Source organism: Bartonella sp. AP88XZML, assembly GCF_042195565.1.
In the GTDB taxonomy this organism is placed as follows: Bacteria; Pseudomonadota; Alphaproteobacteria; order Rhizobiales; family Rhizobiaceae; genus Bartonella.
This window is the reverse complement of record NZ_JBHIOQ010000067.1, coordinates 1-16,761: the sequence shown is the minus strand read 5'-3', so window position 1 is coordinate 16,761 and position 16,761 is coordinate 1. Positions and strand designations below refer to the sequence as shown.

At 46.2% G+C, this 16,761-nt stretch carries 21 protein-coding genes and 3 pseudogenes; all 24 read left to right on the top strand.

Annotated elements, in window-relative coordinates; translation table 11 throughout:
* Positions 1-51: 51 nt before the first annotated feature.
* Positions 52-633: a glycoside hydrolase family 19 protein gene (locus ACFIK2_RS07800; protein ID WP_375613744.1), complete on the top strand. Its 582-nt coding sequence runs from the start codon at positions 52-54 to the stop codon at positions 631-633.
* Complete coding sequence (locus tag ACFIK2_RS07795; protein ID WP_375612317.1) at positions 630-917, top strand: hypothetical protein; 288 nt, start codon at positions 630-632, stop codon at positions 915-917. Before ACFIK2_RS07800 ends, ACFIK2_RS07795 begins: the two co-directional genes overlap by 4 nt.
* Positions 910-1,248: a hypothetical protein gene (locus ACFIK2_RS07790; protein ID WP_375633719.1), complete on the top strand. Its 339-nt coding sequence runs from the start codon at positions 910-912 to the stop codon at positions 1,246-1,248. Before ACFIK2_RS07795 ends, ACFIK2_RS07790 begins: the two co-directional genes overlap by 8 nt.
* Positions 1,241-1,456: a hypothetical protein gene (locus ACFIK2_RS07785; RefSeq protein ID WP_375633720.1), complete on the top strand. Its 216-nt coding sequence runs from the start codon at positions 1,241-1,243 to the stop codon at positions 1,454-1,456. The genes ACFIK2_RS07790 and ACFIK2_RS07785 overlap by 8 nt, the downstream gene beginning before the upstream one ends.
* Positions 1,453-1,767 (top strand): DUF2730 family protein, encoded by a 315-nt coding sequence (locus tag ACFIK2_RS07780; RefSeq protein ID WP_375633887.1) that lies wholly within the window; start codon positions 1,453-1,455, stop codon positions 1,765-1,767. Before ACFIK2_RS07785 ends, ACFIK2_RS07780 begins: the two co-directional genes overlap by 4 nt.
* Positions 1,764-2,120 (top strand): hypothetical protein, encoded by a 357-nt coding sequence (locus ACFIK2_RS07775; RefSeq protein WP_375612320.1) that lies wholly within the window; start codon positions 1,764-1,766, stop codon positions 2,118-2,120. The genes ACFIK2_RS07780 and ACFIK2_RS07775 overlap by 4 nt, the downstream gene beginning before the upstream one ends.
* Positions 2,083-2,664 (top strand): phage protein Gp27 family protein, encoded by a 582-nt coding sequence (locus ACFIK2_RS07770; RefSeq protein ID WP_375624034.1) that lies wholly within the window; start codon positions 2,083-2,085, stop codon positions 2,662-2,664. Before ACFIK2_RS07775 ends, ACFIK2_RS07770 begins: the two co-directional genes overlap by 38 nt.
* Complete coding sequence (locus ACFIK2_RS07765) at positions 2,657-4,279, top strand: hypothetical protein (protein WP_375677119.1); 1,623 nt, start codon at positions 2,657-2,659, stop codon at positions 4,277-4,279. Before ACFIK2_RS07770 ends, ACFIK2_RS07765 begins: the two co-directional genes overlap by 8 nt.
* 12 nt (positions 4,280-4,291) lie before the next feature.
* The gene (locus ACFIK2_RS07760; protein ID WP_375677118.1) at positions 4,292-5,872 is read left to right on the top strand and encodes a DUF935 domain-containing protein; all 1,581 of its coding nucleotides are present in this window, start codon (positions 4,292-4,294) and stop codon (positions 5,870-5,872) included.
* Entirely contained in the window at positions 5,865-7,070 is a 1,206-nt protein-coding gene (locus ACFIK2_RS07755) for a phage minor head protein (protein ID WP_375677134.1), read from the top strand. Before ACFIK2_RS07760 ends, ACFIK2_RS07755 begins: the two co-directional genes overlap by 8 nt.
* 412 nt (positions 7,071-7,482) lie before the next feature.
* On the top strand, positions 7,483-8,481 hold the full coding sequence (locus ACFIK2_RS07750; protein WP_375677117.1) for a phage protease: 999 nt from the start codon (positions 7,483-7,485) through the stop codon (positions 8,479-8,481).
* A gap of 2 nt (positions 8,482-8,483) precedes the next feature.
* Positions 8,484-8,825 (top strand): hypothetical protein, encoded by a 342-nt coding sequence (locus ACFIK2_RS07745; RefSeq protein WP_375677116.1) that lies wholly within the window; start codon positions 8,484-8,486, stop codon positions 8,823-8,825.
* A 12-nt stretch (positions 8,826-8,837) separates the two neighbouring features.
* Positions 8,838-9,803: a capsid protein gene (locus ACFIK2_RS07740; RefSeq protein ID WP_375668588.1), complete on the top strand. Its 966-nt coding sequence runs from the start codon at positions 8,838-8,840 to the stop codon at positions 9,801-9,803.
* 15 nt (positions 9,804-9,818) lie between these two features.
* Positions 9,819-10,241 (top strand): gp436 family protein, encoded by a 423-nt coding sequence (locus ACFIK2_RS07735; RefSeq protein ID WP_375677115.1) that lies wholly within the window; start codon positions 9,819-9,821, stop codon positions 10,239-10,241.
* A 1-nt stretch (position 10,242) separates the two neighbouring features.
* Positions 10,243-10,737, top strand: coding sequence for a phage virion morphogenesis protein (locus ACFIK2_RS07730; RefSeq protein ID WP_375677114.1), 495 nt, complete (start codon positions 10,243-10,245; stop codon positions 10,735-10,737).
* Positions 10,734-11,258 carry a hypothetical protein gene (locus ACFIK2_RS07725; protein ID WP_375677113.1) on the top strand — a complete coding sequence of 175 codons (525 nt, stop codon included), beginning with the start codon at positions 10,734-10,736 and terminating at the stop codon, positions 11,256-11,258. The genes ACFIK2_RS07730 and ACFIK2_RS07725 overlap by 4 nt, the downstream gene beginning before the upstream one ends.
* Positions 11,251-11,844 carry a baseplate assembly protein gene (locus ACFIK2_RS07720; protein ID WP_375677112.1) on the top strand — a complete coding sequence of 198 codons (594 nt, stop codon included), beginning with the start codon at positions 11,251-11,253 and terminating at the stop codon, positions 11,842-11,844. Before ACFIK2_RS07725 ends, ACFIK2_RS07720 begins: the two co-directional genes overlap by 8 nt.
* Positions 11,845-11,856: 12 nt before the next feature.
* A complete protein-coding gene (locus tag ACFIK2_RS07715; RefSeq protein ID WP_375629470.1) occupies positions 11,857-12,057 on the top strand; it encodes a hypothetical protein in 201 nt (66 codons plus the stop codon).
* 3 nt (positions 12,058-12,060) lie between these two features.
* Positions 12,061-12,447 (top strand): GPW/gp25 family protein, encoded by a 387-nt coding sequence (locus ACFIK2_RS07710; protein ID WP_375607977.1) that lies wholly within the window; start codon positions 12,061-12,063, stop codon positions 12,445-12,447.
* Positions 12,434-13,300, top strand: a complete 867-nt coding sequence (locus tag ACFIK2_RS07705) for a baseplate J/gp47 family protein (RefSeq protein ID WP_375677111.1) — start codon at positions 12,434-12,436, stop codon at positions 13,298-13,300. The genes ACFIK2_RS07710 and ACFIK2_RS07705 overlap by 14 nt, the downstream gene beginning before the upstream one ends.
* Positions 13,300-13,986, top strand: a pseudogene (locus tag ACFIK2_RS07700) (phage tail protein); the annotation flags it as partial. The gene ACFIK2_RS07705 and the pseudogene ACFIK2_RS07700, both read left to right, overlap by 1 nt.
* 2 nt (positions 13,987-13,988) lie before the next feature.
* A pseudogene (locus tag ACFIK2_RS07695) lies at positions 13,989-14,420 on the top strand (baseplate assembly protein); the annotation flags it as partial.
* Positions 14,420-15,446: pseudogene (locus ACFIK2_RS07690) on the top strand (phage tail protein). The pseudogenes ACFIK2_RS07695 and ACFIK2_RS07690, both read left to right, overlap by 1 nt.
* 1 nt (position 15,447) lies before the next feature.
* Positions 15,448-16,761: DUF4815 domain-containing protein (locus ACFIK2_RS07685; protein ID WP_375677110.1), on the top strand; the 1,314-nt coding region annotated here is incomplete at its 3' end.

Genomic DNA, 16,761 nt, shown 5'->3' with positions numbered 1-16,761 from the left:
TTTGAAATCCGATAAACTGCGAATGAATTTTTATTCATTGAGTGGTTTGTTATGGTTTCAATAGATGCTTCTTTTCTTCATCGCCTTGCGCCTAAATTGGCGCATCATGCGCGCCAAGATTTTATTATTGTTGAAATGGCACGCGTGTTGCCTAAAGCTTTATCTTATGGGGCACTCACAACACCGTTGCGTATTGCACATTTTTTAAGCCAATGTGCCCATGAGAGTGATGGCTTTTTTACTGTTTGTGAATATGCCTCAGGGCGCGCTTATGAGGGGCGGCGTGATTTAGGCAATGTCAACCCTGGGGATGGGGTGCACTTTAAGGGGCGTGGTTTGATCCAGTTGACGGGGCGCAATAATTATCGTCGTTTTACGAAGTTTTGGCGCCTAGTCGATGAACAAGCGGTTGATTGTGAGGCATTTCCGCAAGAGCTGGAAAAGTTTCCAGCAGCGCTTTGGTCTGCTGTTTGGTTTTGGCAAATGAAAGGCTTGAATAGGCTGGCTGATCAAGATGATTATCTAGGGATTACCAAGGCGATCAATGGGGGAAGAAATGGACTTGTGCAACGTTTGATTTATTTGAACCGCGCCAAAAAGCTTTTGGGACTTGGAGGCGAGGTAAAGGCATGAAGCCCTCTTATCGTGGTTCTAGGCTCTATTTATGGTGGTCTTTTTGGTTTGCTTGGGGGGTTATTTTTTTGCTTGTTTCTGGTGGTTTGTGGGGGGCTCCGCATATTGTTGATATGGCGAGCATTTCTATTCCTTCGATGGTGGCGATTATTGTTGGCAATCTGGGGGTGCATCGTGGCTTTGGCTCGTTGGATTTTTCTAATAGGAAACATTCCCATAAGCGGCATAGCAGCTCCTATGATGGGGTGGAGATAACGAGGTGGGGAGATAAAAGCAATGTTTAGCCCACTTTCAAAACTGTCTTTTGGTCTGCTTTTTTTGGTCAGTGTGATGTTGGCGGCTTTTGGCTTTATGAAAGCGCAAATTTTAAAGGCGGAAAAGGCGCGTGATTTGTATTGGCAGTTGGAGATTGCCAAGGCTTCAGCACGTGCACTGCTTGTACAAGAGCGACAAAGACAAGCAGCGTTGGAAGCTGAGCATCAAGCGCAAGGGGTGATTTCGGCTTTGGAACAAAAGCTTACAAAAATGGAGGAAGTCAATGGGAAGTTGCCGGTTACTGGCGGTGGCATTGGGCTTGAGCGTGTGCGCTTGCTCAACACACAAGCCGGTGGGTAGCCTTTCTTATCATTTTTTATCGGTTGAATTGCCGCCTGTTGTTCGCATGGCGTGTGCCCGCCCAGCTTTATTGCCAGAGCGTGCTTTGAATGCGCGCGAAGTGGTGCATTATTGGAGCCGTGATCGTGCTGCTTTATTGATTTGTGAACAGCGTAGAAAAGCTGCGGAGCGGGCGATTTTAGGCAAAAGAGAGGGGACTTTTAAGTGAATTTGGATATCAGTGTTGCCAATGGCTGGTTGTCTTTATTGTTATCGGTTATTGCGATTTGTGGGGTTTTGAGAGCCTATTTTTCTTCCGGTGCGCGGGAAATGCTGAAAGATATGACAGTGCTTAAAGAGCGTGTGCAAAAGTTAGAAACAGAGATGGATTTTTTGCCTGATCGTGATGCGCTGCAAAGATTGGAAGTGAATATGGAGAAATTGAATGGTCGTCTCAACACGCTTTCTGCACAATTACAACCGGTGGCAGCCATTGGTGAGCGCTTGCAAGAGTTTTTGTTGGAGAATGCCAAGAAATGAAAGCAGATATGGATAAAATCATCCGTGAAGAAGCGCGGTTGATTATTTTAAAAGGGCTTGCTTGTGAGCGCAGTGAAACTTTATCGAGTGCGATGATTGAGCGGCTTTTATACAGTTATGGCATCAGACGCGATCGCGATTTTGTGCATAATGAACTGGCATGGATGGAAGATCAAGGTGCTGTTACTTTAAAATGTGTGGGTTCGGTTTTTCTTGCGGCATTAACAGAACGGGGAGCGCGTCATTTAGACCGAAGCTTTTCCATTGAGGGGATTAAGCGGCCTAAACGTTCATCAATAAAAGACGAGGTGAAGGATGCGCAAGGTCGGGCGTGGACGTTTAACGGCGATTGATTTATTGCCGCAAGCTTGTGATCAAATTATTGCTGCTGCTGCTGAGGCTTTAAATGGGCGTGAGAAGACGCAAAAAGCCATTTATGATGAATTTAAAGCAGCTTTGAAGGCTTTAAAAAAAGAAATGGGTTTAAGCTTTTCTATACCCTCCTTTTCCAGTTTTAATCGGTATTCTTTGCGGCTAGCCGTGATGTCACGGCGCCTAGAACAGACAAGAGAAATTGCAGCAAGCCTCTCGCAGCGCTTTGATGCTAAAGCTTCTGATAATATCACTCTTTTGACGGCGGCAGCGATTAAGGAGTTGATTTTTTCCACGTTGAGCAGTGGGAAAAACCTTTCGCCAAAGGCAGCACAAGAATTGGCCAATGCGCTTAAAGGCGTGTTGGCGGCTGAACATTTGTCGACCACCAGACGGCAAAAGTTGGAAAAAGATTTTACCAGCAAAGCAAGCAAAGCGGTTGACGCAGCAGCGGCGGCGGCGGGGCTCTCAGAAGAAACAGCGCGAGCTATTCGTGCGCAGGTGTTGGGGGTAAAACATGGCTGAACAGCCCTTTTCAAAAAGTCATGTCTTTGATCATCAAAGTGGTTTTGATATTTGGCAGAGAAGTACTTTTCCCAAAGAGAGTGATCCCTTAGCGGAAGGCGTTTTGATGGCGCATCAACGGGCATGGATTGAAGATAAGTCCCCATTAAAATTGGTGGAAAAGGGGCGGCGGACCGGCATTACTTTTGCAGAAGCTTTGGATGATACACTGATTGCAGCGGCGGCACGTGAAGCGAGGGGCGATAATGTTTTTTATATTGGTGACACCAAAGACAAGGGGCGGGAATTTATTGGCTATGTGAGCCATTTTGCTTCGGCAATTACGAGCCATAGTGGGGATGTTGAGGAATTTTTATTCTCTGATCAAAGGGCGGATGGTTCAACGAAATATATCTCTGCTTATCGGGTGCGTTTTGCTTCGGGGTTTCGGATTGAGGCGCTTTCTAGCCGCCCTGAAAATATTCGCGGACTACAGGGCATTGTGGTGATTGACGAGGCGGCGTTTCATCAAGATGTGCGCGCTGTTTTGGATGCTGTCAATGCTTTGCTCATTTGGGGAGGCAAGATCCGTGTGATCTCCACCCATAATGGTGTGCTCAATCCTTTCAATGAATTGATCCGTGAAGCACGAGCAGGCAAAGTGCCTTTTTCGGTGCATTGTTACCCCTTTGGTGTTGCTGTTAAAAATGGCTTGTTTAAACGGGTTTGTGCCATGAAGGGGGAGGTGTGGAGTTTAGCATCTGAGCAACAATGGGAAGAGCAAATTCGTGCCTCTTATGGGGTGCGTTTGGCTGCGATGCGCCAAGAATTAGATGCCATACCAGCCGATCAAGAAGGGGCGGCTTTAACACGTTTGCAGATTGAAAATTGTTGCGCGCCTGACATTGCATTGTTGCGTTTTGCTTGTGTGGATGATTTTAAAAATCAATCGGAACATCAACGAAGTGTTGCTGCTTTTGCTTGGTGTGAGAAGCATATAAAACCTCTTCATGCTGGGCTTGACCGGCGGCGCCAACATGTTTTTGGTGTTGATTTTGCGCGGAGTGGCGATGCGACATCGATTGTGGTGATGGAGGTGGGACAAGATTTGGTGCGCCGTGTACGGTTTATGGTGGAATTGCGCAATACGCCGTTTGATCAACAAAGAGAGATTTTATTTTATGGGGTGAATGGTTTGCCGCGTTTGATGGGCGGCGCGTTAGATGCGCGGGGCAATGGGGCTTATTTAGCCGAAAAAGCGGCGCAGCGTTATGGGGCTTGTGTGAAGGAAGTGCCCTTGTCACAAAGTTGGTATGGCAAGGAAATGCCGGCTTATTTAGAAGCTTTTGGGGATGGGACGATTGTTTTGCCGCGCGATAGTGACATTGTTGCCGATCATCAAGCGCTTGCTTATGTCAATGGCATTGTGAAAATTCCAGACAATCATCGTTTTAAAGGCAGTGATGGTTTTATGCGTCATGGTGATAGCGCGATTGCTTGCGCTTTGGCTTATTTTGCCAGCCGCCAAACTCCTGAAATTTATGATTATACACCTGTGAGAGAGGCTTATCGTTTTGATGAAAGCTCGCTCTTTTCAACGCCTTTTTTTTCAACAATGCGATTAAAAATTTATTGATGGGATGATGAGATGGTAAAACTTGTAGATCAGTGGGGCAGGGCGCTTAATATCAAAGGGTTGGAGCGAGAAGTTGCAAGCCCTACCGTTAATGGTATTCGTGATGTGTGGTCACAAACCATTGTCAGTGGTCTGACCCCTGCGCAACTTGCTGATATTTTACAACAGGCAGCAGAGGGTCATCCAGAGCAGTTTTTCCAACTTGCCGATGATATGGAAGAGCGTGATTTGCATTATCGTGCTGTGCTTGGCATGCGTAAAAATGCTCTCACAGGGGTGGAGCCTGGAGTGATTGCCGCAAGCAATAGTGCACAGGACAAAAAGATAGCAGATGCGGTGCGGGAAGTGATTAGTGCGCCTACCTTTGTTGATGATTATGTGACGGATTTATTGGATGCTTTGGGGAAAGGTTATGCGGTTGTAGAAACCTTGTGGGACAAGAGTGCCAAGGAATGGTGGCCGGTTGCTTGGAAATGGCGTGACCAGCGGTTTTTTCAATTGGATCGGCGGGATGGTTTTCATTTGCGTTTAAAAGAAGAGGGGTCTTTTAATGGAAGTGAATTGCCTGCTTATAAATTTTCTATTCACAGACCCAAGTTAAAAAGCGGTTTGCCTATTCGTTCTGGGCTTGCGCGGCTTGCAGCTTGGGCATTTTTCTTCAAGTCTTATACACTGAAAGATTGGATGGCATTTTTAGAAGTTTATGGCATGCCTTTGCGTGTGGGTAAATATGGGGCAAGCTCTTCTCATGAGGAGCGACGGGTTCTCATTCAAGCAGTGCGTGATTTATCCAGTGATGCGGCAGCGATTATTCCCAAAGAGATGGAGATTGAATTTATTGAAGCGGCAGGGGGCAGTGGCAATGCGGTGTTTGCTTCTAAGGCGGAATATTTAGATCGACAAATTTCTAAAGGTGTGTTGGGGCAAACCATGACGACGGATGATGGTTCGTCCTTTTCGCAAGCGCGCATTCATGAAAATGTGCGCCATGATATTGCAAGAGCTGATGCACGCCAATTAGCTTTAACGGCTAATCGTGATTTAATTGTGCCTTTTGTTGAGATTAATTTTGGGCGCCAAGAGCGCACTCCCCTTGTCTATTGGCCGATTTCGGAAAATGAAGATATTAAAGCCATCAGTGACGCTTTGGAAAAACTTGTGCCCTTGGGTTTGCGTGTTGGGGCGCAAGAAGTGCGCAATAAGATTGGTTTTTCGCAACCAAAAAAGGAAGAGGATGTTTTAAAGGCTCCTGATAATGCGCTTGATGATGAGAGGAGAGAAAAGGCTCATGTTTGTGCTGATTGTGGAGGTGTTTTTGATGTTTCTGTGACAAGAGAGAGCAAGGGTGCAAAAGAGCAGGGTGGAAAACATCACGACGAATTGGACCGGCTTTCTGAAGAAGCTTTAAGTGACTGGGAAGAGGACTTAGAACCCCTTTTAGAGCCTTTTAAAAAGCTTGTGAGAGAGGCTAAAAGTTATGAGGATATCCTTAAAGGCTTAGATGAATTGTTGGGCGAGATGGATCATCATGCATTAGCAGCGCGCTTGGCAAAGGTGCAAATGATTGCACGTGGGCTTGGGTATCATGGATGAGGAACTTTTTAAAACCGCCCCCAAAGAGGTCACCCGTTATTTTGAAGCCAAGGCACTTGTTCCAAGCTTTGATTGGCGTGATATAGCACCAGAAGAACATGCCTTTTCCTTTACGGTGGCAAAATCGCTAGGCTATGACATTTTAGAAGATTTTAAACAAGCGGTTGGAGAGGCTATAAAACATCAAGTTCCTTTTCAAGAATTTCAAAAAAATTTGATGCCGATTTTACAGGAAAAGGGTTGGTGGGGTAAAAAGACCAGCATTGACCCCAAAACTGGTGAAAAGAGCGTGGTGCAATTGGGCAGCCCGCGACGCTTAGAGACGGTCTATTGGGCCAATACCATGAGTGCGCATGCGGCAGGTGAGTGGGAGCGCACACAAAATAATAAAGAATTTTTGCCCTATCTCACCTATGCTTTGTCGAGTTCAGAACATAAGCGTTTAGAACATGAAAGTTGGGTGGGTTTTACGGCACCTGTTGATGATCCGGTTTGGGATTGGCTTTATCCACCCAATGGTTGGCGGTGTAAATGCAGTGTGCGACAGGTAAGCCGTTATGAAGCAGAAGATTTAGGCTATGAAGAGGGGGCAGAGCCACTTCATGTTGAAAAGCAGGTTTGGCACAATAAACGGACGGGGAAAGTTGAGAAGATACCAAAGGGGATTGATCCTGGTTGGCATTCTAATCCTGGGAAACATCGCGCGCAAAACTTAAGCAATTTTTTGAGTGATAAAGTCTCTGTGATGGGGGACAATGACAAACGCATTGCCATTGAAGATATTGTGGGTTCACCACTTTTGGAAGCCATGTTTGAAGGACGTATGCCTCGCGGGTTTATCCCCATTGCACCGATACCACAAAAGGTGGGTGATGTTTTTGCAGCGGAAAATTCTCTTATTCGCTTATCCGCAGACAGTGTGAAACATATTTTGTTAGAGCATCAAGCGCGTGATCTTCGCTTGGATGATTTTCGGGGCGCCATTCAAACACTCATTCGCCCCCATGGTGTTATTAGACGAAAAGATGCACAGAGTGTTGTGTTTTTGGGTGAAAATGGTGGGGCATGGTGGCGCTTTGCAGTCAAATGGGTAGCAAGCAAACAAGAGTGGTGGCTTATCTCGATGCATAAAAAGAGCTTTCGCGAAATTCAACGTTTGTTAAACGCCGCTGAAAAGAAGGATGAACGGTTGTTGTAAAGAGAACACCGAAAAAGATCTGCTGGCTTTTGTGAAAAGAGAAGGCGTGGAGGGCGGTCAACTCCTCGCAGATCCGGCAAAGCCGCCCTGGCATAACTGGCTCACGCCTCGCAGGTAATCTAACAGTTTCAACGTTCAAAAGCAATCTTTAAAAAACGGCTTGAGAGAGGCTTTTTTTTATAAGGCGATAAATTGTACCTCTCACTTCACAACGGCGCTCTATCGCCTTTGAAGTGCCTTTGAAAACGATTTTATGGGATGGTTTGGCACGGGGGTTTCTCTCACAAGGAGAATAATAGGGAAAAGAGTGCTTTTTGAGAAATGCTCTTTTGACTGACAGTGTCAGACTTATAGTGGGAGTAAGTTTCATGCATTGTATTGCCAATGACAATTGTAAAGCAATAGGCAATGTATGGAACAGGAATTTCACGAAGATCAAAAAGATGGGGATGCAGAAACATTTCATGCTGCGTTAATAGATCTTTGCCAAGACGCTACCGTTAGCCAAGCGCCTGAATGGGTAGAGCTTTTGCCCAAAGCGCCCCATGTGAAGGCACGTGATGGACGAGAGTGGCATTATAACCCGCAAACTATTTTAAAAGCCTTTGCAGCCAATAAAGGACCGCTTGTGATTGATTATGAGCATGGGCAACATCACCGTGCGAGAAATGGTCTAGAAGCACCTGCCAGTGGCTGGATTGAAGAATTAACAGAGCGGGATGGTGCGATTTGGGGGCGTGTTAAATGGACCGATATGGCCGCTAAAAAGATTGTTTCCCAAGAATATCGCTATCTTTCGCCTGAGTTTCGCCATTCCAAGAAAGGTGAAATTTTAAATTTAGCCGGTGCTGGACTGGTCAATCGTCCAGCCCTTGTCATGACGGCTTTAAGCCGTGAACAGCCCAAAATACCCCCTATAACTTTGACGGAGAAAATGATGGATTTGACAGCCATTGCCAGTGCACTATCGCTGGCAGAAGATGCTAAAGCGGATGAGGTTTTAGCAACGCTTAAAGCGCGCGAAAAAGAACGCGTAGAATTAAATGCCCAATTAACAAAAGCGCGAGAAGATTTAGCGCTTTTGCAAGAAGAGCAAAAAAACAGTGCCATTGAGAGTCTTTTAGATAAGACCATTGAAGAGGGTAAGATTTTGCCGGCTGCTCGCGAGGAATATCGTGCGCTCTGTAGCCTTGAAGGGGGGATGGAACATTTTAAAAGTTTGGTCGAGAAGTTGCCGGCGCTTGCCTCAACAAGCCCTCTAGAAGTGTGTGCCTTAGCACAAGAACCAAAGCTTGCACCTGAAGAGATTGCTGTTGCGGCACGCCATTATAAGGAAGAGCAGAAGCAAAAAGGCTTCGACATCACCATTAGCCAAGCAGTTGATTATATTTGCGAACAAAAGGAGCGCTAATCATGAGTACGATGATTTTAATTAAATCTTTTCGCGCCATAGATGTGATTTCACCTTATTGCATTGTTGCAGCCCGCGGTGATGGAACGGTGGCAACGGCTTCTGGTAAGGGTGATAAATTATTAGGGACTGCTGGTTCTTTGGGCGCAAAGGCTGGTGAGATGCTTGATGTTGGCCAATGTGGCTGGGGCGAAGTGGTTTGTGGAGGCAATGTTTCTTTTGGTGATTTTTTGACCTCTGACCCCAAAGGACACGCCATTAAAGCGGAAGCCGCAGATCGCACGATTGGTATTGCCATGAGTGATGGTTCTGCTGGTGATGTTATTTCTTTTAAAATTAATTAATCGAGGCATAAAATGAACAGACCTTTTCCCATTGATCCAACACTTACTGCTATTGCTATTGGTTATCGCAATCCAGCAGGTTCTCTTATTGGCGATAGAGTTTTGCCACGCGTTTGTGTTTTAAGTGAGGTGTTTAAATATAGTGAATTTCCTTTAGCGGAAAATTTTACCGTGCCTGAACTTGAAGTTGGGCGAAAAGGGCGCCCGAATGTGGTGGAATTTTCTGCCTTTGAACGGGAAGCCAGTGTCAAAGATTACGGACTTGATGATCTTATCCCCAATTCAGATATTGAAGCAGCGGCACGCGCACGAGCAGAAAAGCGCTCTCGTTATAACCCCGAAAAGACAGCTGTAGAGGGACTTGCCAATTTGCTGGAATTGGGGCGTGAAGTGCGTGTTGCAGCCCTTGTGCAAAGAAGTGAAAATTACGCACCAGAGCGGGTGATTACGCTTAAGGGTGAGAATAAATTTAGCGATTATGAGAAATCTGATCCTTATGCTGTTTTAGATGAGGCGATGGATAAAAGTCTCGTCTATACGCCCAACACCATTGTGATGGGCAAAGTTGTTTGGTCAAAACTCAAACGTCATCCCAAAATCATTAAAGCCGTTAAAGGGGGTGGCACTGCTGATGGTTTTGTCACCAAGGCGCAATTTGCTGATCTGATGGAAATACACCCCGATCGTTTACTCATTGGTGAATCGCAAGTGAATTTGGCACGTAAAGGGCGTTCGGCACAATTGGCACGCGTGTGGGGCAATAAGATTGCACTGCTTTATATTGATCCTACCAAACAACAGGCAGATGGATCGGTGATCAGTTGGGGCTTTAGCGCCCAGTTGGGCGAGCGTTTGTCTGGAGTGATCCAAGATCCAGATATCGGCTTGTCGGGTGGTAAACGGGTGCGTGTGGGGGAACGCGTGTGTGAATTGGTCGCTGCAAAAGATGCCGGCGTTTTGTTGCAAGAAGTTGTCTAAGGGAAACTTTTAAACATGGCTTATGCAAGCAAAACATTGATTGAAGAGCTCTGGGGCGTTGATTTCTTGACCGACTTATGCGGGATGGATGAGAGTTCTGATCCAGTTTTTTCAGAGCAAGCCATTGCCCGCGCGCTCGAACAGGCAAGTGGTGAGATTGATGTGCATTTGTCTCATCGCTACTGCGTCCCCATTGCTGGACAGCCGGCGGCTTTGGGTATGATCTGTGTCAATATTGCTGTTTATAATTTAGCCATACGCCATACGGCACTGACCACGACTATTGAAGATCGTTACAAACAGGCGGTTGATTTACTGAAACGCATTGCGGAAGGCAAAGCGGGTTTAGGGGTCGATGAACCTAAAATTATGAGCGAAGATGGTCCCGTGCGTGATGGGGCTTTTTTCCATGCCAAACCGCGTTTGATGGGAAGATAATATGTCTGTTGCAACCCATATTGAGATTAAAGAGACAGGGCTTGAAGCGGCTTTATCCTTTTTGCAAAAGGGAACTGATCGCTCGATGGGGACTTTGGCACAAGGGGTTGGGCGTCTTATCCAAGAGAGCACAAGGCGGCGGATTCAAAGCGAAAAAACCTCTGCCCAAGGAGAGAAGTGGAAAAACAATTATGCCCGCACCTCCATTCTTTATGCCAGTGGGGCGCTTTCACGCTCCATTGATGTGAAAGCTTCACCAGAACAGGTGATTGTGGGCTCTGGGTTGGTTTATGCGCGGATTCACCAATTGGGTGGGGTTATTCGCCCGAAAAATGGCAAGACACTGCGCTTTTTTCTGAAAAGCAGCAAAGCACACCGCTTTGTTTGTGTGCATCAAGTGACCATGCCCGCACGCCCTTATTTGGGGCTTTCAGAGCACAATAAAGTGGAAATTGTCAAAGCGGCAGAAGACTGGCTGGAAAGGGTCTTTTCATGAGTCAAACGGTCAAGCAAGCAGGGCGCATTAATCAGTTTCGTGAAGCGGTGATAAGAAGCCTTAAAGGCGCTTTACCGGATGTGCGTGATTGCGGCTGTCAATTTGGACGTTTTAACTTAGAAGAGCTTGAAACACAGATGCTGGTGGCTCCAGCAATACGGGTTGCGGTGTTAGAAAGTCGCTTGAGTTCTGTGGCTTCTGGACAGCAGAGTACTGATCTTCATTTAGGGGCTTTTATTATTACCACGGGTAAAGAGCGTGATATCCAAAGTTGGCTTCTGGCAGAAGCTATTGCGGTTTTATGCCATAGCGGGCAATTGTGGGGGCTAACGCATTTGAGTGCCCCGCGTGATGTCCAGATTGAACCGATTATCTCTGCGGCGATTAAGCAGCGTGGTGTGTCGATTAGTGTGGTGGAATGGCACCAAGATTTGTATCATTTGGGAAAAGATATTTTTTGTGATGAAGGACAACTCAAAAGTGGTTTGATTTCATGGGACAATGAGGTGGGGCATGAATGATGCACATCTCTTAAGTGATACCTTTCGACAAATCATGAAGCGTCTTGATGCGCTTGAACGCTGTCTTGCCAACCAGCACATGATCGGGCGGGTTGTGCAAGTTGATGGCCATAGGGTGCGGGTGAAACTTTCCGAACAGGGTTCCAATGGACAAGCGGTTTTATCGCCTTGGCTACAAGCGCAAGAAGCTTCTGGCACTCTCTCAAGCAATATGCCCCTCCATGTTGGTGATCCGGTGCGGTTGTTAAATCCCCATGGCGAAATTGGCTCTGCTTCTCTGGTGGTGCGCGATAGCTATAGTGAGGATGCGCCTAATCCCGCCCGTCACGCCGAAGAGTTGGCGCTCTGTTATGCCGGTGGCGCTTTGCGGATGACAAAAGATGAGCTCATTCTCTCCCATGGGGAAAATCAAATTCATTTGAGTGCACAAGGTTTGGTGCTTTCTCATCAAGCAACCCGTGTTGAATTAACGGGCAGTGTGCATATTCAAGCAGAAGATTTGCAGCACAATCAAAAATCTGTTGGCGCAAGCCACAAACACGGTGGGGTCAAAATGGGTCCCTCCACAACCTCTTCCCCTCTTTAAAGGAGTTTTATCATGCGTGAGAACACTTATGTTATTTTAACCAATGCCGATTTTGTTGCAGGCAAGCGTTCACCGGGCAAGGGTGAGGAAATTTGTTTAAGTGAGGAAGAGGCTAAATATCCGTTGCTGCTTGGTCAGATCGCTGAAAAACCAGCCCCTGTTGTTGCAGCGGCCCCAACTGTTTCTACCACAAAGACAAGCAAAGGAGCTTAAAGCATGCGGTGCGGGATGAGCGAAAAGGATGGCTCTCTCTTGTATGGCTTTGCGCATTGCCAACAATCACTCCATAAATGTTTAATGACAAGGGTAGGAACACGGGTTTTGCGTCGCCATTATGGGTGTGATGTCAGAGAATTCCAAGACGCCAATGCTGATCCTGCAACAATCTTACGTCTTTATCAAGCTATTGCCTGCGCGCTTGATGATCCAGAATGTGGAGAGCCTGGGTTCTCATTGCAAAGGATTGATCTGACCAAAGCAACGCGTGAGGGAACATTCCACTTTGTTTTAAGGGGAGTTTTTTATCCCGATGGCCATTTGGGGGATTGGTCCCATGGGCAAGAGATGCAATTTCCTTTAGAGGTCTCTTATGGCAGAGCTTGAACATTTACCCTTTTCACAGATTCCTTTGCCACAAATTATTGAAGAGCTTTCTGTTGAAGCAATTTTAGAGCAAAAGATTGCGCGTTTGATGGATGTTTTTGCAGCCCATCATATTCCTTATAATGTGGAAAAGACCGCCTATGACCCCGTGGTCATTCAATTACAAGCGGCTGCTTATGAAGAGTTGCTGTTGCGCCAACGGATCAATGAAGTAGTGCGAGACAATTTACTAGAATTTGCGCGTGGGACAAGTTTAGACCATTTGGGGGATTTTCATGGGGTCACGCGCCTTTTGGATGAAGATGATGAGCGGTTTCGCCGTCGCATTCGCTTAAATAGACAAGGACATTCCACAGGGGGCACAGCGCCACGTTATCAATATTTTGCGCTCTCCAGTGATATCCATGTCAAAGATGCTTTTGTTTATCGTGTGGGCAAAAGCCCGATTATTCATGTGGCTCTTTTTAGTGATAGTCCATCAGGGGTGGCAGATGAAGCTTTAATTGCCAAGGTGCAAGCCGCCCTTGATGAAAAACAGGTAAAAATGACCAATGATACTCTCTTGGTCAAAAGTGCGGTGCAGCGGGTGATCAATGTTTCTGCTGATTTTTGGTTGTTACCGGATGAAGGCTCCTTTGTTTTGGAAAGAGCAGAGCAGAATTTGAGAGAAGAATGGGCGTGCACATGGAGGCTTGGGCGTGATTTGTCTTTAAGTTGGATACTCAGTCGTCTGATGGTTGAGGGTGTGCACCATGTGAACATAACGCAACCGTGCAAGGATATTCTGGTCGCACCTGATGAAGCAGTCGCACTAGGGGATATTGTTTTGTTTGAACGGGGGCGTGCTTATTGATGCTTTCCTCACTTTTGCCCCCGAATTCGAGCTTGTTTGAACGTTGTCTTGCTGACGCAATGGCTGTTGATCCTCAAGTTAAAAGGGCACTCGAAGATATTTCCCGTGCCAAATTAATCACGCGTCCGCCTTCTTGGTTACCCTCTCTCATTGATGAATATGGTTTGCAAGAATTAAGCCCTTATTTCTCTAACTCTTATGATTTGATTGACCAAGGACTTGCATGGCAAAATATTCGCGGCTCCCTTGCGGCAATAGAGATGGGGTTGAGATGGTTAGAGCTTTCTGCGCATTTTAAGCCCGCATGGTCTGGGCGTGCATGGTGGAATTCCTTTCAACTTTACTTTGACAGCCTCCCTAAACAAAACAGCCTTGAAGCCATTGAAGCAATCACAGATCTCTCCAAAAGTTTGCGCTCTGATTTTCGTCGTGGGACCTATGGTTATGACGTTGGAGCTGTTGAATGCAATATGTCACGCCTTGATCACAGCATGTTGGATTTCGAGAGCGGTATCTGTCTTACAGCTGGGGGAACTTTGTTTTCCTTTGGACGCACAACAGAAATCAATCATACCCTCACAAAAGAAGAAGGCAAGCTTATTGGTAATTGGATAGATGACTTCGACGAGGAGTTAAGCTGGAACCAAATTGATTATCCATGGGATTTAGCAAATTTTCCCTGGTGTNTGTTTACCGTAAAGGCAAAGACCCAACCATCTATGTTGCTCTTTTTGGCAACAATGAAGAAGGAACAGCCTCTGAAGATCTCATACAAATAGTTTCAGAAGCTCTGCACAGAAAAAATATCATCATGACCAATGATACAATCATTGTTCACGCTGCTGTCAAAAAAGTGCTGGATTTAGAAGCAGATGTTTGGCTGTTACCAGAAACATCTTTGAAAATTCTCACAACAATGGAAACAAATTTAAGAGCAGCATGGAGACAAGAACAAGCCATTGGTCGTGAATTAAGTTTGTCGTGGTGGATTTCAAAACTCATGATTTCTGGTGTCCAAAAAGTGATCGCCATTACACCAACAAGGGACAGTACGGTTTATGATGAAGAAGTTTTATCGATTGGAAAAATCACCTTAAACTTCAAAGGGCGTGCGCGCTAATGGTTGGTTCCCTCCTTCCCACAAACGCAACAGAATTTGAAAAGCGCCTTGCCGATGCTTGCGATTTTCATCAAGATATTGATGGTTCTGTTTTGGGGATTTCACGTGCAAAACTAATCACACGCCCTCCCCGCTTTTTGCCATGGTTGATTGAAGAATATGGACTTGGTGAACTTTCGCCTTATGTTCCAAACCTCTATGATTTGATTGACCAAGGGCTTGCATGGCAGCGTTTGCGCGGCTCCCTTGCTGCAATAGAGGTGGGGCTTGAATGGCTAGGGATTTCGGCACGCTTTCAACCCGCCTGGACGGGGCGAGCATGGTGGAATTCCTTTCAACTTGATTTTGATCAGTTGCCTGAACGGAAAAGCCTTGAAGCCATTGAAGCGATTACCGACCTTTCCAAAAGTTTGCGCTCTGATTTTCGTCGTGGTGTTTATGGTTATGATGTGCAAGCTGTTGAATGCAATATGTCACGCCTTGATGACAGCATATTGGAGTATGAAAGCGGTGTTCGCTTAACAGCTGGGGGCACTTTGTTTTCCTTTGGGCGCACAACAGAGATCAATCACACGCTCACAAGAGAAGAAGGCAGGCTTATTGGCAATTGGATAGATGATGGGGATGAAGAGTTAAGCTGGGATCAAATTGATTATCCATGGGACATGGCAAATTTTCCGTGGTGTTCGGTCAAAAAACATGAACGCGATATACTCATGGCAGAGTGGTTTAGCAACCGCACGCTTTATCTCGTGTTAAGAGACAGCCAAAATAGCGTGATTGGGTATCGCAGATGCTATGCTGTAGCGCCTGTCGAACAAGCTTTGGATGGTGTGTACAGCCATTGTGGAAACAAATTTAACCCTTCTACAACCGGGACTCTGTTGTTTCTTGCAGCCCGCACANGGCAAGCTTTGGCTTGGAGCTCATGAACTGCGTGGTGGTGTAGAAATTCTTAAAACACCTATCAATATTCCTTTGCGTGCTGATGTTCGCGAACAATTCAAAATTTTATTGAGGTTTTAACATGAAGCATGAAAGTGGTTTACCCTTTGCAATTGACAGATCTCGCGGCAAAGAGGAACAACAAAGCGTGGTGTTTTATGGCACGCGTCCCTTTATTCAAAGTGGTGAACTCAATGAGGTTCAAACCATCATCAGGGGGCGTCATGACCGTTTGGGACGCCTTGTGGCAAAAGAAGGAGACCGCGTTGAACGGGCTGATGCTTTTGTCAATAAAGAGACAAGGACTGTCACTTTAACGGATGGCAAGATTTATATCGCAGGCGATATTTTCCCCGTTGCACCAGCTGTACTCAACAATGTTGCCATGATTGGGCGCTTGGAAATTGGTGTGAAGCTGCAAAAAAAATGGATAACACACGAAGATGATCCAGAGCTCTTGGGGCAAGTCGCCGGCAGTTTGGCAGAAGGAGAGCCCGGAGCGGCACGCGAAGTCGCAAAACTTGTCTGGGCTCTCAAAGATGATGAGCAGCAAGGGGCTTTCTTTCCGGTCTATATCTTACAAGATGGCGTTTTGATTGATCAAAAATCGCCCTCACTCCTTGAACCGGCCATGCAAGCCATTGCGACGTACGACCGCGCCCATGGGCATTATATCGTGGGGGGATGCCGTGTAAGTGCATTGGGAGCAAATAACGGTTGCCAAGTGTTTAGCATTCAAGAGGGAGAAGCCAATATCAATGGTTTTAAACGCAAACGCTTAGCAGCTTTGCGCCATGAAGAGCCAGAGGATTTTTCGACAAGCGTTGTTCCAAGCGAAACGCATATTTTTGCGCCCCCAAAAGGGAAAACAAGTTTCACCTTTAAACCCTATTATTTTCCTATTGCTGATATTCAGTCTCTTTTGTTGACAAAAGAAAAAACCGTTAACGTCACCCGTGGTGCAGTTGCTTCGGGGCGTGATGGTGTTCCTGATAAAAGCATCACCGCGTTTATCAAAATCGTTCAAGGAAGCAAGGAATTTAAAGAAGGCACAGATTTTAAAAAAACAGGAGACACCATTGATTGGGCACCGGTGGGAGACGAACCTTTAGCAGGGAGCAGCTATAAGGTGACTTACCGCTATCGCGCAAAAATCACGGCTGATAAAGTAACAGCGCAGGAAATCACTGTCTCAGGTGGGGCGCAAGGTGGTGATATTATCGTCAGTTACACTTACAAACTCCCCCGCATTGACCGCATAGGACTGAACACAGGGGGCAATGTGGTTTACATCAAAGGTATCTCAGTAGATCATCCCATGGCACCCAGTGTCCCTGATGATGTGTTGTCCCTTGCAACCATTACCAACAATTGGCTTGAAACGCCGGTTGTGGTC

What these genes read in the sequence shown, in the direction of transcription:
- ACFIK2_RS07800 (WP_375613744.1), top strand. Translation starts at nt 52, where the DNA reads ATGGTTTCAATAGATGCTTCTTTTCTTCATCGCCTTGCGCCTAAATTG.
- ACFIK2_RS07795 (WP_375612317.1), top strand. Translation starts at nt 630, where the DNA reads ATGAAGCCCTCTTATCGTGGTTCTAGGCTCTATTTATGGTGGTCTTTT.
- ACFIK2_RS07790 (WP_375633719.1), top strand. Translation starts at nt 910, where the DNA reads ATGTTTAGCCCACTTTCAAAACTGTCTTTTGGTCTGCTTTTTTTGGTC.
- ACFIK2_RS07775 (WP_375612320.1), top strand. Translation starts at nt 1,764, where the DNA reads ATGAAAGCAGATATGGATAAAATCATCCGTGAAGAAGCGCGGTTGATT.
- ACFIK2_RS07770 (WP_375624034.1), top strand. Translation starts at nt 2,083, where the DNA reads ATGCGCAAGGTCGGGCGTGGACGTTTAACGGCGATTGATTTATTGCCG.
- ACFIK2_RS07765 (WP_375677119.1), top strand. Translation starts at nt 2,657, where the DNA reads ATGGCTGAACAGCCCTTTTCAAAAAGTCATGTCTTTGATCATCAAAGT.
- ACFIK2_RS07760 (WP_375677118.1), top strand. Translation starts at nt 4,292, where the DNA reads ATGGTAAAACTTGTAGATCAGTGGGGCAGGGCGCTTAATATCAAAGGG.
- ACFIK2_RS07755 (WP_375677134.1), top strand. Translation starts at nt 5,865, where the DNA reads ATGGATGAGGAACTTTTTAAAACCGCCCCCAAAGAGGTCACCCGTTAT.
- ACFIK2_RS07750 (WP_375677117.1), top strand. Translation starts at nt 7,483, where the DNA reads ATGGAACAGGAATTTCACGAAGATCAAAAAGATGGGGATGCAGAAACA.
- ACFIK2_RS07745 (WP_375677116.1), top strand. Translation starts at nt 8,484, where the DNA reads ATGAGTACGATGATTTTAATTAAATCTTTTCGCGCCATAGATGTGATT.
- ACFIK2_RS07740 (WP_375668588.1), top strand. Translation starts at nt 8,838, where the DNA reads ATGAACAGACCTTTTCCCATTGATCCAACACTTACTGCTATTGCTATT.
- ACFIK2_RS07735 (WP_375677115.1), top strand. Translation starts at nt 9,819, where the DNA reads ATGGCTTATGCAAGCAAAACATTGATTGAAGAGCTCTGGGGCGTTGAT.
- ACFIK2_RS07730 (WP_375677114.1), top strand. Translation starts at nt 10,243, where the DNA reads ATGTCTGTTGCAACCCATATTGAGATTAAAGAGACAGGGCTTGAAGCG.
- ACFIK2_RS07725 (WP_375677113.1), top strand. Translation starts at nt 10,734, where the DNA reads ATGAGTCAAACGGTCAAGCAAGCAGGGCGCATTAATCAGTTTCGTGAA.
- ACFIK2_RS07720 (WP_375677112.1), top strand. Translation starts at nt 11,251, where the DNA reads ATGAATGATGCACATCTCTTAAGTGATACCTTTCGACAAATCATGAAG.
- ACFIK2_RS07715 (WP_375629470.1), top strand. Translation starts at nt 11,857, where the DNA reads ATGCGTGAGAACACTTATGTTATTTTAACCAATGCCGATTTTGTTGCA.
- ACFIK2_RS07710 (WP_375607977.1), top strand. Translation starts at nt 12,061, where the DNA reads ATGCGGTGCGGGATGAGCGAAAAGGATGGCTCTCTCTTGTATGGCTTT.
- ACFIK2_RS07705 (WP_375677111.1), top strand. Translation starts at nt 12,434, where the DNA reads ATGGCAGAGCTTGAACATTTACCCTTTTCACAGATTCCTTTGCCACAA.